Raw genomic sequence first — 15639 nt, 5'->3', positions numbered from 1 at the left:
CGCTGTGGGAGCAACTGTCTTGCTCAATTTCTAAAAGCTGGCGCCTTCCCTGTGGGAGCGGGCTTGCCCGCGAACACGGGCGAAGCCCGTGCCATCCACCACGGTGTTGGCTTCGCGGGCAAGCCCGCTTGTGTCGCGATAGGGCCGCAAAGCGGCCCCAGTGGCTTACAAAGTGGTATTGCGCGTCTCTTTCAGGCACAGCACGGCAATCAGGCTGATCACCGCCGCCACCGACACATAACCCCCCACCCAGCTCAACCCCCCCATGCTCACCAGTTTCTGGGCAAAGAACGGTGCCGCCGAGGCGCCGACGATACCGCCCAGGTTATACGCCGCCGAGGCACCGGTATAGCGCACGTGGGTCGGGAACAGCTCTGGCAGCAATGCACCCATCGGCGCGAAGGTCACGCCCATCAGGAACAGCTCGATGGCCAGGAACAGCGCCACGCCCGCAGTCGATCCCGACGTCAGCAGTGGCTCCATGGTAAAGCCTGAAGCTATCGCCAGCAGGCCGCCGACGATCAGTACCGGCTTGCGCCCGTAACGGTCACTGAGCCAGGCCGACAACGGTGTGGCCAGTGCCATGAACACCACCGCGAAACACAGCAGGCCAAGGAACGTTTCGCGGCTGTAGCCCAGTGTGGTCACGCCGTAGCTCAGCGAGAACACCGTGGAAATGTAGAACAGCGCATAGCACACCACCATGGCCGCAGCGCCCAGCAGGGTTGGCAGCCAGTATTTGGAGAACAGGTCGACCACCGGCATTTTCACCCGCTCGTGGCGGGCAACGGCCTTGGCGAACACCGGGCTCTCTTCGAGCTTCAGGCGCACGTACAGGCCTACCAGTACCAGTGCGGCGCTGAGCAGGAACGGAATACGCCAGCCCCACTCGCGGAACTGCTCGTCGCTGAGCACCAGCGCCAGGGTCAGGAACAGGCCGTTGGCAGCCAGGAAGCCGATTGAAGGGCCCAACTGCGGGAACATGCCGAACCAGGCACGCTTGCCTTCCGGGGCGTTCTCGGTAGCCAGCAGGGCCGCGCCACCCCATTCGCCACCCAGGCCCAGGCCTTGGCCAAAACGCAGCAGGCAGAGAATGATCGGCGCCCACACGCCAATGCTGTCATAGCCCGGCAGCACGCCAATGGCGGTGGTGGATACGCCCATCAGCAGCAGCGAAGCGACCAGCGTCGACTTGCGACCGATACGGTCGCCAAAATGGCCGAACAACGCCGAGCCCAGTGGCCGGGCGAGAAAGGCGATACCGAAGGTGAGGAAGGCGGCCAGCATTTGCGCGGTGCCCGACCCGGAAGGGAAGAACACCGGGCCGATTACCAAGGCGGCGGCGGTGGCGTAGACGTAGAAATCGTAGAACTCGATGGCGGTGCCGATGAAGCTGGCAGTGGCTACCCGCGCAGGCGAGTTGACTGGCGCGGCAGGCGCTTGGGCATAAGTGCTGCTTGTCATTGAGGAGGTCCCTGACAGTCTGGTCCGGCTCCATGGGCTTGGCCCGCGACGGCATGCCCTGCAAAAGGGCGGGTACGGTTAAGCGGGCGCCGGAGCGTTTTATTGTGTGCGCCCGACTGACGATAGCCCAAGGGGGTACGGGCGGGGCGGGTACTGTTCGGGGGTGTTGACGCAGGACCGCAGGGCGTATCAGTGGAGCGGACTGGCCGTGGAGCGCCGGGTGCGGGTAGCAGGCGTGACGGCGGGGCTGGGTAAGCGTGACCCGAGTATAGCTATCGGGTCACGGTCCACACCAGTACCTTGCTGGCGCAATTGTCCTCTGTTTCAAGGATTTCCAGGCGATAGCGGCCTATCTTCAGGCAAACAGCGCTTTCCGGGATGCTTTCCAGCGCTTCGGTGACCAGTCCGTTGAGGGTTTTCGGCCCGCCGTCGCAGGGCAGGTGCCAGCTCAGGGTGCGGTTGATTTCGCGTAACGAAGCGGTGCCATCGATGACGAAGGTACCATCAGGTTGCGGGTGCACATGCGGGTTTTCCAGGCTTTGCTCGTCTTCGAACTCGCCGACGATCTCTTCGAGAATGTCTTCCAGGGTGACGATACCCAGTACTTCGCCGTACTCGTCCACCACCACGCCCAAGCGGCGCTGCTGCTTGTGGAAGTTCAACAACTGCATTTGCAGGGGTGTGCTTTCCGGTACGAAATAAGGTTCGTAGCAGGCGCTGTGCAGCGCTTCCAGGGTCAGCTCGGCCTTGGGTAGCAGGTGGCTGATCAGCTTGGTGTTGAGGATCGCTTCGACCTGGTTGATGTCGTTGTGGTAGACCGGCAGGCGGGTGTGGCGGCTGACGATCAGCTGCTCGACGATGCGTTCGATCGGCTCGTCGAGGTTGATGCCATCCACTTCGTTGCGCGGTACCAGGATGTCGTTGACAGTGATCTTGTCCAGTGACTGCAGGCCGTCGAGCAGACCCTGGCGAGGTGCTTCGTGCTGTTCATCCTCATCGAAGTCGTCGGCCTCCTGCGTGTGCAGGGCCACCGCTGTGGGCTGTGCCCGGAACGGGCGCAGAATCAGCTTGGCGGCGCCGTCCAGCAGGCAGGCCAGTGGCTGCAGCAGTGCGAGAGGCACTTTCAGCAGGCTGGCACCAAGGCTTACGAACGCCTGCGGGTTACGCCGGGCCAGGCGCCGCGGCAGGTACTCGGCAAACACCAGCAAGGCGAGGGTCGCGGCCAGGCCTGCCAGCCAGAAGCCGTGCTCGCCACTCTGTCGCTGGCCCACCAGGCAGGCCAGCCCCAGCACCAGCAGCTTGCCCAGGCTGGCGCACAGCACCAAGGCCTGGGCTGGCAGCACGGGATGGCCGTCTTCGCCGGCGCGCAGTGTGCCATTGAGCTGCAGGCGGGCAGCCTCCACGGCAGTGAACAGTGCTGACCACAAAAGGGCCAGTGCCAGAGTGCCGAATAGCGGTGCGTACGGCAGGGTGTCCATGGGCGGCCGTCAGATATGCAAGATGAATTCGCGAACCAGCTTGCTGCCGAAATAGGCCAGCATCAGCAGGCAGAAACCGCTCAGCGTCCAGCGGATGGCCATGTGGCCCCGCCAACCCAGGCGGGTGCGGCCCCACAGCAGCACGCTGAACACCACCCAGGCGACACAGGCCAGCAAGGTCTTGTGCGCCAGGTGCTGGGCGAACAGGTTGTCGAGGAACAGCCAGCCGGAGATCAGCGACAGCGACAGCAGGCACCAGCCGGCCCAGAGGAAGCCGAACAGCAGGCTTTCCATGGTTTGCAGTGGCGGGAAGTTGCGGATCAGCCCGGACGGGTGCTTGTTCTTCAGCTGGCGGTCCTGCAGCAGCAACAGCAGCGACTGGAACACCGCGATGGTGAACAGCCCGTAGGCCAGGATCGACAACAGGATGTGCGCAAGGATGCCGGGTTCTTCGTTGATCAGCGGTACCGTGCCGGGGGGGGCGAACTGGGCCAGCAGCGCGGTCACCGCACCCAGCGGGAACAGCAGCACCAGCAGGTTTTCCACGGGTATGCGCAGGCAGGCCAGCAGGGTCAGGGAAATGACCGCCACGGCGATCAGGCTGGCGGCGCTGAAGAAGTCCAGGCTCAGGCCCAGCGGGGTGATCAGCTGGAAGAACAGTGCACCGGCCTGGGCCAGGACTGCGATGGCACCCAGCAGGCCAAGCAGGCGCTTTTCGGCCTTGCGGCCCTGGGACAGGTATGAGCCCTGGTAGATGGCCGCCGCTATATATAGGCCGGCTGCGATCAGGTTGGGGATGAGGCTGGGTGAGGAGACCATAAGTCCTGGTTAGCGAGCCTTTAAAGAGACGGAGTTTGGCATAGATTCCGCTGATCAAGGAAGACTGAAGGCTTGTGTCGGGGCATTCGCGGGCACGCCCGCTCCCACAGGGATGGCGCAGGCCTGCAAGCAGTGAGGATCCTGTGGGAACGGGCGCGCCCGCGAAGAGGCCAGCACAGCCACCGAATATCTACCAAGGTGTGCGTCGCCGCTGCACTTCGCTATAATCGCCGCCTTGCTGTGCCCGGCGGGTGTGTGTTTCCCCCCTGGCACCTGACAAACCTCGGCTTTACTGGGCCTGAAAGGATCACCATGTTCGAAAACCTGACCGACCGCCTGTCACAGACGCTGCGCCATGTCACCGGCAAGGCCAAGCTGACCGAAGACAACATCAAGGACACGCTGCGCGAAGTGCGCATGGCGCTGCTCGAGGCCGACGTTGCCCTGCCGGTAGTCAAGGATTTCGTCAACAGCGTCAAGGATCGTGCGGTCGGGACCGAGGTGTCGCGCAGCCTGACTCCGGGCCAGGCCTTCGTGAAGATCGTCCAGGCCGAGCTGGAAAGCCTGATGGGCGCGGCCAACGAAGACCTCGCACTGAACGCCGCCCCGCCTGCCGTCGTGCTGATGGCGGGCCTGCAAGGCGCCGGTAAGACCACCACCGCCGGCAAGCTGGCGCGCTTTCTTAAAGAGCGCAAGAAAAAGAGCGTGATGGTGGTGTCTGCCGACGTCTATCGTCCGGCGGCGATCAAGCAGTTGGAAACACTGGCCAACGATATCGGCGTCACCTTCTTCCCGTCCGATATCAGCCAGAAGCCGGTGGCCATCGCCGAAGCCGCCATCCGTGAAGCCAAGCTGAAGTTCATCGACGTGGTCATCGTCGACACCGCCGGCCGTCTGCACATCGACGCCGACATGATGGACGAGATCAAGGCGCTGCACGCTGCCGTCAAACCGATCGAGACGCTGTTCGTGGTCGACGCCATGACCGGCCAGGACGCTGCCAACACCGCCAAAGCCTTTGGCGAGGCGCTGCCGCTGACCGGTGTGGTGCTGACCAAGGTTGACGGTGACGCCCGTGGCGGTGCTGCACTGTCGGTACGTGCAATCACCGGCAAACCGATCAAGTTCATCGGTATGGGTGAGAAGACCGAGGCCCTCGAGCCGTTCCACCCCGACCGCGTCGCTTCGCGCATCCTCGGCATGGGCGACGTGCTCAGCCTGATCGAGCAGGCTGAGCAGACCATCGACAAGGCCAAGGCCGACAAGCTGGCCAAGAAGCTGAAGAAGGGCAAGGGCTTCGACCTCGAAGACTTCCGTGACCAGCTGCAGCAAATGAAGAACATGGGCGGCCTCGGCGGCCTGATGGACAAGCTGCCAAGCATCGGCGGGGTCAACCTGTCGCAAATGGGCAACGCCCAGGGCGCGGCCGAAAAGCAGTTCAAGCAGATGGAAGCGATCATCAACTCCATGACCCCGGCCGAGCGTCGCGACCCTGACCTGATCAGCGGTTCGCGCAAGCGCCGTATTGCGTTGGGGTCCGGTACCCAGGTGCAGGACATCGGCCGGCTGATCAAGCAGCACAAGCAGATGCAGAAGATGATGAAGAAGTTCTCTGCCAAAGGCGGCATGGCCAAGATGATGCGCGGCCTCGGTGGGATGCTGCCAGGTGGCGGCATGCCAAAGCTGTAACCCCTGATCCGGGTGCCTGCCTTTTGTCGGGCAGGCGCCCAGAACCCCCGCTGTAGCGGGGCAACAGCCGCGAATTTCGCGGCGCAACCGGCAAATCTGGACGGCAGGGCGAGGCCTTGCCGAAAAAGTCATTTGCAAATGTCCGTGTATTCCCCGAGAATATGCGGCCTTTTGGGCACCCGTGTGCCTATTTGGCATTCAGATTTGCAGTACCAGCTGCTGTATCAACTGCAGCACCGACTATAGGAACGATGTTCACATGGTAACCATTCGTCTGGCCCGTGGCGGCTCGAAAAAGCGCCCATTCTACCACCTGACCGTGACCAACTCGCGTAACGCCCGTGACGGCCGTTTCGTTGAGCGCGTAGGTTTCTTCAACCCAATCGCTGCTGGCGCCGAAGTTAAGCTGTCGGTCAACCAAGAGCGCGTCACCTACTGGCTGAGCCAGGGTGCACAGCCGTCTGAGCGTGTTGCTCAGCTGCTGAAGGAAGCTGCCAAGGCCGCTGCCTGAATAGTATGAACGCGACGCCAGAAAAGGCTGACGACCTCATCGTCGTTGGCAAGATTTTTTCGGTTCACGGCGTTCGCGGCGAGGTGAAGGTGTATTCCTTTACCGATCCGATTGAAAACCTGTTGGATTATCCACGCTGGACGCTTCGGCACGAAGGCAAGGTAAAGCAGGTCGAGCTGGTCAGCGGTCGTGGCTCCCAAAAGGGCCTGGTCGTGAAGCTGAAAGGTCTCGACGATCGCGATGAAGCCCGTCTTCTGAGCGGTTACGAAATCTGCATCCCGCGGAGCCTTTTGCCCAACCTGGCTGCCGACGAGTACTACTGGTACCAGTTGGTAGGTCTGAAGGTCATCAACCAGGACGAACAACTGTTCGGCAAGGTCGATCACCTGTTGGAGACCGGTGCGAACGATGTAATGGTGGTCAAGCCCTGCGCAGGCAGCCTGGATGATCGCGAGCGTCTGTTGCCCTATACGGAGCAATGTGTGCTGGCAATCGACCTCGAAGCAGGCGTGATGCGGGTCGAATGGGACGCGGACTTCTAAACGATGGGTAACCTTCGCGTAGACGTCATCACGTTGTTCCCCGAGATGTTCTCGGCCATCACGGAGTACGGCATTACCAGCCGCGCGGTGAAACAAGGGTTGCTTCAGGTGACTTGCTGGAACCCGCGGGACTACACCACAGATCGTCACCACACGGTAGATGATCGGCCGTTTGGCGGTGGTCCGGGCATGGTGATGAAAATCAAGCCTCTGGAAGACGCCCTGGTTAGCGCCAGGCAGGCGACCGGAGCAGCGGCGAAGGTGATCTACCTTTCGCCACAAGGCCGCAAGCTGACTCAGCAGGCGGTCAAAGGCCTGGCCGAACAGGAATCGTTGATCCTGATCGCCGGTCGTTATGAAGGCATCGACGAGCGCTTTATCGAGGCTCATGTCGATGAGGAGTGGTCGATTGGCGACTATGTGCTTTCCGGTGGCGAGCTGCCGGCCATGGTACTGATCGATGCGGTTACGCGACTGCTGCCCGGAGCTTTAGGGCATGTGGACTCGGCGGAAGAAGATTCCTTCACCGACGGTCTGCTCGATTGCCCGCACTACACCCGGCCTGAGGTGTATGCGGATCAGCGTGTTCCCGACGTGTTGCTAAGTGGCAACCATGCACATATCCGGCGTTGGAGGATGAAGCAGTCCCTTGGTAGGACCTTCGAACGACGCGCCGATCTTCTGGAAAGTCGCTCGCTTTCTGGAGAAGAGAAGAAGCTGCTCGAGGAATATCTCCGCGAGCGGGACGATAGTTAAACGTATCGATGGTGGATCGCGTATCCATCTTAGGAGCACAGCATGACCAACAAGATCATCCAGCAGCTCGAAGCCGAGCAGATGAGCAAGGAAATCCCGACCTTCGCACCAGGCGACACCGTTGTCGTTCAGGTTAAAGTGAAGGAAGGTGAGCGTTCCCGTCTGCAGGCGTTCGAAGGCGTTGTTATCGCCAAGCGTAACCGCGGTCTGAACAGCGCCTTCACCGTGCGCAAGATCTCCAGCGGCGTTGGCGTAGAGCGTACCTTCCAGACCTACAGCCCGCAAATCGACAGCCTGGCCGTGAAACGTCGTGGTGACGTGCGTAAAGCCAAGCTGTACTACCTGCGCGACCTGTCCGGCAAAGCCGCTCGCATCAAGGAAAAACTGTCCTGAGTGCAGTTTGCCCGGTGGCCGAGGCCGCCTAGCGAGAAAAAAGCAGCCTTCGGGCTGCTTTTTTGCGTTTTGAAACCCCGAAAATGTGATTGCCATGACGACCCGAGACCAGGAAATCCAGCGCCGCACCGAACTGTCGGTGACCCGCGTGACCAAGGCGGTGTTCCCCAATACCACCAACCACCACAACACCCTGTTCGGCGGCACCGCCCTGGCCTGGATGGACGAAGTGTCGTTCATCGCTGCCACGCGTTTTTGCCGCCTGCCGTTGGTGACCGTGTCTACCGACCGCATCGATTTCAAGCACCCGATTCCGGCGGGCTCGATCGTCGAGCTGGTGGGGACGGTGATCAAGGTTGGCAATACCAGCCTGCAGGTGCAGGTGGATGTGTTTGTCGAGAACATGTACCTGGATGGCCGTGACCGGGCGATCCATGGGGTGTTCAGCTTCGTCGCCATCGACGAGGACAAGCGCCCGGTGCCCGTGCTGCCAGGCACCTGAGCATTACGGTTGCGCTGCTGGCTCGATCAATGCCACCAAGGTCCAGCCAGGTTGTGGCTGCAGCGGGTTATCAGGGCTGGCTACATGGACCCAGCCATGGCCATCGCGCGCGAACAGCAAGTTTGCCCGTTCGCCATGCAGTGCCTGGTAGGCATCCCAGCCAAAGCCTTCGGTCAGGTTGGTGCTATACAGCTCGGCGCCTTGATGCAGACGGTTGGCCAGTTGCAGGTAGGTCATCGGCTTGGCCCCCAATAGATGCCCACGGTGTTCTTCGGCCGCCCGATGCTTGTCGCTACGTTGTTTCTCCAGGCCACTGGCTAGCACGAACAGCCGGCTGTGGCCGAAATCATGACGGAACCTGGCGCAGGCCAGGGCATTGATTTCGCCGGCGGGAGAGAGGCCCAGCAAGTGCCCGAGGCCGACCAGGTCCAGATGGGCGTCGGCATGCTGCGAGGCCGGGTTGCCAAAGTAGGTCGTGAGCCCGTCCATGCGTGCGGCGCGGATGTTTTCCCAGCTGGAGTCCGTCAGCAAAACCCGGCAGCCCAATTGTTGAAGGGCTTTGGCGATGGCCCGGGCCGGTTCGTTGGCACCGACGATGAGAAACCCGCTGGGTGCCGGTTCGGCGACCTTGAGCAAGCGTGCCAGCGGCCTGGCCGTGGCGCTTTGCAGTACCACCGTGCCAATGATTACCGCGAAGGTCAACGGTACCAGCAGCAAGGCATCCTGGTGGCCGGCCTGGTGCAGGCGGATGGCAAAAATGGCTGAAACGGCCGCCGCGACGATGCCGCGTGGCGCAATCCAGGCCAGCAGCGCGCGCTCCCGCCAGTTGAGTGTCGAGCCCAGTGTGGCCAGCCAGACGTTGAGCGGGCGTGCCAGCAGCTGGATCACCAGCAACAATGCCAGCACAGCAGGGCCAAGGCCTAGCAGGGCATGCAGGTCAAGGCGTGCAGCCAGCAGAATGAACAGGCCGGAAATCAGCAGGACACTGAGGTTTTCCTTGAAGTGCAGGATCTGCCGCACATCAACCCCGCGCATGTTGGCCAGCCACATGCCCATCACGGTCACGGCAAGCAGCCCGGACTCGTGCATGATCTGGTTGGCGGCGATGAAAATGCCCAGTACCGCCGCCAGTGACGCGAGGTTGTGCAGATATTCTGGTAGCCACTGTTCGCGCATGATTTGCCCCAGTACCCAGCCCCCTGCCGCGCCCAGGGCGGTACCGCAGAAGATCACACCGGCAAAAGTGATAAGGCTCTGGCTCAGGCCGTTACCCTCGGCGCTGGCGATGATGAAGCTGTATACCACCACGGCGAGCAGCGCGCCGATGGGGTCGATCATGATCCCTTCCCAGCGCAGGATGTTCGCGATCGCAGACTTTGGCCGCACCACGCGCAGCATCGGCACGATCACCGTGGGGCCGGTCACCAGCGTCAGGGTGCCGAAAAGAATCGCCAGCGGCCAGTCGAACCCGAGCAGCCAGTGGGTTGCCAGTGCAATCACCAGCCAGGTGACCAGTGCACCCACCGTGACCAGGCGATGCACCACGCTGCCGATCTCGCGCCACTGCGACAGGTGCAGGGTCAGGCTGCCTTCGAACAGAATCAGCGCTACCGCCAGCGACACCAGCGGCATCAGCAATGGGCCGAACAGCGCCTCGGGATCGAGCCATCCCAGCGCTGGGCCGGCAAGGATCCCGGCCAACAACAGAAACAGAATTGCCGGCAGCTTCAGGCGCCAGGCCAGCCACTGGCAGGCGAGCGCTGCTGCGCCGATGCCGCCCACACTCAGAAGGATCTGCTGTTCGCTCATGCGGGCTCCCTATGCCGACGTTGTTATGAAAGACTAAGCGCCATTTCGTCGTTTGCCACCGAGATTTCATGCCCGCCCTCGACCACCCCCTGATCGACCAGTTCCTTGACGCCCTATGGCTGGAAAAAGGCCTGTCCGACAACACCCGCGTGTCCTACCGCAGCGACCTGGCCCTGTTCAATGGCTGGCTGCAGGAGCATTCGGTATCGCTGCCAGACGCCGGCCGCGACCTGATCCTCGATCACCTGGCCTGGCGCCTGGATCAGGGCTACAAGCCACGTTCCACGGCGCGTTTCCTCTCCGGTCTGCGCGGCTTTTTCCGTTACCTGCTGCGGGAAAAGCTGGTGGCCGTCGACCCGACCCTGCAGGTCGACATGCCGCAATTGGGCAAGCCGCTACCCAAGTCGCTGTCCGAAGCCGACGTCGAAGCCCTGTTGCAGGCTCCGGACCTGGGCGAAGCCATTGGCCAACGCGACCGTGCCATGCTCGAAGTGCTCTACGCGTGCGGCCTTCGGGTTACCGAACTGGTCAGCCTGACCCTCGACCAGGTCAACCTGCGCCAGGGTGTGCTGCGGGTGATGGGCAAGGGCAGCAAGGAACGCCTGGTGCCCATGGGTGAAGAGGCGGTGGTGTGGTTGGAGCGCTACCAGCGCGATGGTCGCGCCGAACTGCTCAATGGCCGTCCCAGCGACGTGCTGTTCCCCAGTCAGCGCGGCGAGCAGATGACGCGCCAGACCTTCTGGCACCGTATCAAACACCACGCACGGGTTGCCGGCATCGACAAGCCGCTGTCGCCGCACACCCTGCGGCATGCCTTCGCCACCCACCTGCTCAACCACGGTGCCGACTTGCGGGTGGTGCAGATGCTGCTGGGCCACAGTGACCTGTCGACCACGCAGATCTATACCCACGTCGCCAAGGCCCGCCTGCAGCAGTTGCACGCCCAGCACCACCCGCGTGGATGAATGTTTTTCATGTTCCGCCGACCGGTCCTTGCGACCCCCTTCACGGGCAGCGTGATGTGGTAGGCTTGAGCGGTTTGCACCAAGGGCCGCACGGTCACCGCGTATTTTCCGCAGGTGGCGCCCTCCGGCCCCTGTCCGCCTTCAGGAGTTCCCATGCGCGTGACCCAGTTTTTCGCCGCCGCCGCGTTGGCGCTGGCCAGTACCTTTGCCGTTGCCGCGGCAACCGATAGCAACGCCGGTGCCGAGCAGGCCATCCGTAAATCGTTGCAGAACCTCGAACTGGAAGTGCCTGTGGAAAGCGTGGCCAGCAGCCCGCTCAACGGCCTCTATGAAGTCAAGCTGCAGGGCGGCCGCGTGCTGTACGCCAGCGCTGACGGCCAGTTCGTGATGCAGGGCTATCTGTTCCAGATCCAGGACGGCAAGCCGGTCAACCTCACCGAAAAAACCGAACGCCAAGGTATCGCCAAGCTCATCAACGGCATTCCAGCCGGCGAGATGGTGGTTTATCCTGCCAAAGGCGAGACCAAGTCGCACATCACCGTGTTCACCGACACTACCTGCCCGTACTGCCACAAGCTGCACGCCGAAGTGCCCGAGTTGAACCGTCGCGGTATCGAAGTGCGCTATGTCGCCTTCCCGCGCCAGGGCCTCGGTTCGGCGGGTGACCAGCAGTTGCAGGCGGTATGGTGCTCCAGCGACCGCCGTGGGGCGATGGACAAAATGGTCGAAGGTGAAGAAATCAAGGCCGCCAAGTGCACCAACCCGGTCAGCAAGCAGTTCCAGCTGGGTCAGTCGATCGGTGTCAACGGCACGCCGGCCATTGTTCTTGAAAGCGGCCAGGTCATTCCGGGCTACCAGCCGGCACCGCAGGTCGCCAAGCTGGCACTTGCCAAGTAATCCAGTTCAGTACGCCGTCGTCATGGGGTGACGGCAAGTTTCACGGTCGGCAAACGTGTCGGCCGTTCAATGGGGAGTTCACAGTGAAACCGGTCAAAGTAGGCATCTGTGGGTTGGGGACCGTCGGTGGCGGAACCTTCAATGTACTTCAGCGCAACGCCGAGGAGATTGCCCGCCGTGCCGGGCGCGGTATTGAAGTGGCACAGATCGCCATGCGCTCGCAGAACCCGAACTGCCAGATTACCGGTACCCCCATTACCGCTGACGTGTTCGAAGTTGCAAGCAACCCGGAGATCGACATTGTCATCGAGCTGATCGGTGGCTATACCATCGCCCGCGACCTGGTGCTGAAGGCCATCGAAAACGGTAAGCACGTGGTCACTGCCAACAAGGCGCTGATTGCCGTGCACGGCAACGAAATCTTCGCCAAGGCCCGCGAGAAGGGCGTGATTGTCGCGTTCGAGGCGGCCGTAGCCGGTGGCATCCCGGTGATCAAGGCCATCCGCGAAGGCCTGTCGGCCAACCGCATCAACTGGCTGGCTGGCATCATCAACGGCACCGGTAACTTCATCCTCACCGAAATGCGTGAGAAGGGCCGTGCCTTCCCGGACGTGCTGGCCGAAGCTCAGGCGCTGGGCTACGCCGAAGCCGACCCGACCTTTGACGTAGAAGGCATTGACGCTGCGCACAAGCTGACGATCCTGGCGTCCATCGCGTTCGGTATCCCGCTGCAGTTCGACAAGGCCTACACCGAAGGTATCACCCAGCTGACAACGGCAGACGTGAACTACGCCGAGGCCTTGGGCTACCGCATCAAGCACCTGGGTGTGGCGCGTCGCACCGCCGAAGGTATCGAGCTGCGCGTGCACCCGACGCTGATCCCGGCCGACCGTCTGATCGCCAACGTCAACGGCGTGATGAACGCTGTCATGGTCAACGGTGATGCTGCCGGCTCCACCCTGTACTACGGTGCCGGCGCGGGTATGGAGCCTACCGCTTCGTCAGTGGTCGGCGACCTGGTCGACGTGGTCCGTGCCATGACCTCCGACCCGGAAAACCGTGTGCCGCACCTGGCCTTCCAGCCAGACTCGCTGTCGGCCCACCCGATCCTGCCGATCGAAGCCTGCGAAAGCGCCTACTACCTGCGCATCCAGGCCAAGGATCACCCGGGCGTACTGGCCCAGGTCGCCAGCATCCTTTCGGAGCGCGGTATCAACATCGAGTCGATCATGCAGAAGGAAGCCGAGGAACAGGATGGCCTGGTGCCAATGATCCTGGTGACCCATGGCGTGGTCGAGCAGCGTATCAATGACGCCATCGTCGCCCTGGAAGCCCTGCAGGACGTGGTCGGCAAGGTTGTGCGCATTCGCGTCGAGCAGCTCAACTAACAAATATTGCCGACGGGCCGCCCGCGCGGCCCCGGCCCCAGCATCGAAGGTTTGCACCCATGCGCTATATCAGTACCCGCGGCCAGGCACCGGCCCTGAATTTCGAAGACGTGCTGCTGGCTGGCCTGGCCAGCGACGGCGGCCTCTACGTGCCGGAAAACCTGCCACGCTTCACCCAGGAAGAAATCGCCTCGTGGGCCGGCTTGCCCTACCACGAGCTGGCCTTCCGCGTGATGCGCCCGTTCGTCGAAGGCAGCATCGCCGACGCCGACTTCAAGAAGATCCTCGAAGAAACCTACGGCGAGTTCGCCCACGCTGCGGTCGCCCCGTTGCGTCAGCTGAACAGCAACGAGTGGGTGCTGGAGCTGTTCCACGGCCCGACCCTGGCGTTCAAGGACTTTGCCCTGCAGTTGCTCGGTCGCCTGCTTGACCATGTGCTGGCCAAGCGCAACGAGCGCGTGGTCATCATCGGTGCCACCAGCGGTGATACCGGTTCTGCCGCGATCGAAGGCTGCCGCCGTTGCGACAACGTCGACATCTTCATCCTGCACCCGCACCAGCGTGTGTCTGAAGTGCAGCGCCGCCAGATGACTACCATCTTTGGCGACAACATCCACAACATCGCCATCGAAGGCAACTTCGACGATTGCCAGGAAATGGTCAAGGCCAGTTTCGCCGACCAGTCGTTCCTCAAGGGCACCCGCCTGGTCGCCGTCAACTCGATCAACTGGGCGCGGATCATGGCCCAGATCGTCTACTACTTCCATGCAGCCCTGCAGCTGGGTGGCCCGGCGCGCTCGGTGGCGTTCTCGGTACCGACCGGCAACTTCGGCGACATCTTCGCCGGCTACCTGGCGCGCAACATGGGCCTGCCGGTCAGCCAATTGATCGTCGCCACCAACCGCAACGACATCCTGCACCGCTTCATGAGCGGCAACCAGTACGTCAAGGAAACCCTGCACGCGACCCTGTCGCCGTCGATGGACATCATGGTCTCGTCCAACTTCGAGCGCCTGCTGTTCGACCTGCATGGCCGCAACGGTGGTGCGATTGCCGAGCTGATGGCCAACTTCAAGCAAGGTGGCGGCTTCAGCGTCGAGCAAGACCGCTGGACCGAAGCCCGCAAACTGTTCGACTCGCTGGCTGTCAGCGACGAGCAAACCTGCGAGACCATCGCAGAAGTGTTCGCCGCCACCGGTGAAGTGCTCGACCCGCATACCGCAATCGGCGTCAAGGCTGCCCGCGAGTGCCGCCGTAGCCTGGACACGCCAATGGTGGTGCTGGGTACCGCGCACCCGGTCAAGTTCCCGGAAGCGGTGGAGAAGGCCGGTGTGGGCAAGGCGCTGGAGCTACCCGCGCACCTCAGCGACCTGTTCAGCCGTGAAGAGCGTTGCACTGTACTGGCCAACGACCTGAAGGCTGTACAGGGCTTTGTCAGCCAGCACGGCAACCGCGGCAAGCCGCTGTAATTGCATGGCGTTTGGGGCTGCAGAGCAGCCCCAACGTCTCAGCCTTTTCCCTCAGGTCTATCAGAAACATCCTATTCGGTCCGCCGAGCACCCCGCATAAATTAGCCGGTCCTCCCAACAGGAGCGGCTCATGCACCAGCCCTATGTGTTGATCCACCAGGCTCGCCCGTCCCACCAGATCCTCTTGCACCAGGCGCTTAACGGCCAAGGCGTCTTCAACGTGCGCATCAGCGAGAGCATCGCTGACCTCGACGCCTGCCTCTGTGCTGAGCGTCGCCCCGACCTGCTGATCCTCGACCACGCCATGCCAGCCCGGGCCGGCCTTGCTCTGTTCGCCCAGCCGCAGCGAGCGCGCGCATTGCTGTTCGTCGGCCAGCCTGCCCCAACGCGTCAAAACCTTGCCCAAGAGGCCAGGAAGCGCGGCATGTGGGTGCTCGACGAGTTGCCCTGGCCGCTGTCGATGCCACGCCTGCAGCAGGCCTTGCAAACACTGCAGGTGCGCCCAGGGAGGCGTATTCAAACTGTCATGCCAGCCCCGCATGCTCACTGAAGCGGGCGCGGTTTGACGAACTTTCTGCGGCGCCTGCTGGTCAGTTACTTTAGGTCCCACCACGCAGCGAGTGATCCGGATGGAAAGAATCTGCAGCCTGCTCAACGAAGCCCTGACGCCCTATCAGACCCACCTCGGCATCGCCGATCCCAGTGGTAATCGCCAACTGACCGTTCACGACCCTCTCTCAGGTATTACCTTGCGGCGCACGGTTAGCGAGCGCCAATTGCAGGAGCAACGCCTGCTGATCGACCTCGTGGACGGCCTGCACCGAGACCTGCAGATAGCTGAGGGGCGGTTGCAGCCGTGTGTCATCGCAGCATTGCAGCATCGCCAGCAACCGCAGGGAACCTTTGCCTGAGTGGTTTATCAGACAGTGTAAGGGCAGCCAGCCAGTGCTTTGCTCC

The 15639-nt window shown here is 62.4% G+C and carries 16 protein-coding genes; 12 read left to right on the top strand and 4 right to left on the bottom strand.

Annotated elements, in window-relative coordinates; all coding sequences use genetic code 11:
* Positions 1-165: 165 nt before the first annotated feature.
* From N5D53_RS15495 to ccsA, 3 genes are all read right to left on the bottom strand, one after another.
* Positions 166-1464 (bottom strand): MFS transporter, encoded by a 1299-nt coding sequence (locus tag N5D53_RS15495; protein WP_010952558.1) that lies wholly within the window; start codon positions 1462-1464, stop codon positions 166-168.
* Between the two features lie 272 nt (positions 1465-1736).
* A complete protein-coding gene (locus tag N5D53_RS15490) occupies positions 1737-2942 on the bottom strand; it encodes a transporter associated domain-containing protein (protein ID WP_190870027.1) in 1206 nt (401 codons plus the stop codon).
* A 9-nt stretch (positions 2943-2951) separates the two neighbouring features.
* Positions 2952-3761 (bottom strand): cytochrome c biogenesis protein CcsA, encoded by an 810-nt coding sequence (gene ccsA, locus N5D53_RS15485; RefSeq protein ID WP_064490840.1) that lies wholly within the window; start codon positions 3759-3761, stop codon positions 2952-2954.
* 312 nt (positions 3762-4073) lie between these two features.
* On the opposite strand from ccsA, the gene ffh reads away from it, so the two are divergent.
* From ffh to N5D53_RS15455, 6 genes are all read left to right on the top strand, one after another.
* On the top strand, positions 4074-5450 hold the full coding sequence (gene ffh, locus N5D53_RS15480) for a signal recognition particle protein (protein WP_003252139.1): 1377 nt from the start codon (positions 4074-4076) through the stop codon (positions 5448-5450).
* A 259-nt stretch (positions 5451-5709) separates the two neighbouring features.
* On the top strand, positions 5710-5961 hold the full coding sequence (rpsP, locus tag N5D53_RS15475) for a 30S ribosomal protein S16 (RefSeq protein ID WP_003252142.1): 252 nt from the start codon (positions 5710-5712) through the stop codon (positions 5959-5961).
* Between the two features lie 5 nt (positions 5962-5966).
* Entirely contained in the window at positions 5967-6503 is a 537-nt protein-coding gene (gene rimM / locus N5D53_RS15470) for a ribosome maturation factor RimM (RefSeq protein WP_003252144.1), read from the top strand.
* 3 nt (positions 6504-6506) lie between these two features.
* Positions 6507-7259 carry a tRNA (guanosine(37)-N1)-methyltransferase TrmD gene (gene trmD / locus N5D53_RS15465; RefSeq protein WP_003252146.1) on the top strand — a complete coding sequence of 251 codons (753 nt, stop codon included), beginning with the start codon at positions 6507-6509 and terminating at the stop codon, positions 7257-7259.
* 42 nt (positions 7260-7301) lie between these two features.
* Positions 7302-7652, top strand: coding sequence for a 50S ribosomal protein L19 (gene rplS, locus N5D53_RS15460; RefSeq protein WP_003252148.1), 351 nt, complete (start codon positions 7302-7304; stop codon positions 7650-7652).
* Positions 7653-7746: 94 nt separating this feature from the next.
* Complete coding sequence (locus tag N5D53_RS15455; RefSeq protein ID WP_003252150.1) at positions 7747-8154, top strand: acyl-CoA thioesterase; 408 nt, start codon at positions 7747-7749, stop codon at positions 8152-8154.
* Between the two features lie 3 nt (positions 8155-8157).
* Here N5D53_RS15455 and N5D53_RS15450 read toward each other — a convergent pair whose 3' ends face one another.
* The gene (locus N5D53_RS15450) at positions 8158-9963 is read right to left on the bottom strand and encodes a sodium:proton antiporter (protein ID WP_190870028.1); all 1806 of its coding nucleotides are present in this window, start codon (positions 9961-9963) and stop codon (positions 8158-8160) included.
* 68 nt (positions 9964-10031) lie between these two features.
* Between N5D53_RS15450 and xerD the strand changes: the two genes are divergently transcribed.
* The 6 genes from xerD to N5D53_RS15420 all read left to right on the top strand — a co-directional run bounded on the left by xerD (position 10032) and on the right by N5D53_RS15420 (position 15593).
* Positions 10032-10928 (top strand): site-specific tyrosine recombinase XerD, encoded by an 897-nt coding sequence (xerD, locus tag N5D53_RS15445; protein WP_190870029.1) that lies wholly within the window; start codon positions 10032-10034, stop codon positions 10926-10928.
* A gap of 153 nt (positions 10929-11081) precedes the next feature.
* A complete protein-coding gene (locus N5D53_RS15440; protein WP_190870030.1) occupies positions 11082-11825 on the top strand; it encodes a thioredoxin fold domain-containing protein in 744 nt (247 codons plus the stop codon).
* An 83-nt stretch (positions 11826-11908) separates the two neighbouring features.
* Entirely contained in the window at positions 11909-13213 is a 1305-nt protein-coding gene (locus N5D53_RS15435; protein WP_003252157.1) for a homoserine dehydrogenase, read from the top strand.
* A gap of 59 nt (positions 13214-13272) precedes the next feature.
* A complete protein-coding gene (gene thrC / locus N5D53_RS15430) occupies positions 13273-14682 on the top strand; it encodes a threonine synthase (protein WP_010952565.1) in 1410 nt (469 codons plus the stop codon).
* Positions 14683-14812: 130 nt separating this feature from the next.
* Entirely contained in the window at positions 14813-15232 is a 420-nt protein-coding gene (locus N5D53_RS15425; protein ID WP_104887118.1) for a response regulator, read from the top strand.
* Positions 15233-15311: 79 nt separating this feature from the next.
* Positions 15312-15593, top strand: a complete 282-nt coding sequence (locus N5D53_RS15420) for a DUF3509 domain-containing protein (RefSeq protein WP_003252163.1) — start codon at positions 15312-15314, stop codon at positions 15591-15593.
* The last annotated feature ends 46 nt before the right edge of the window (positions 15594-15639 follow it).

It is taken from the genome of Pseudomonas sp. GD03862 (assembly GCF_029840855.1).
Classification (GTDB): Bacteria; Pseudomonadota; Gammaproteobacteria; order Pseudomonadales; family Pseudomonadaceae; genus Aquipseudomonas; species Aquipseudomonas alloputida.
Note: the sequence above shows the minus strand (reverse complement) of the source record. Positions and strands in the feature narration are given on the sequence as shown.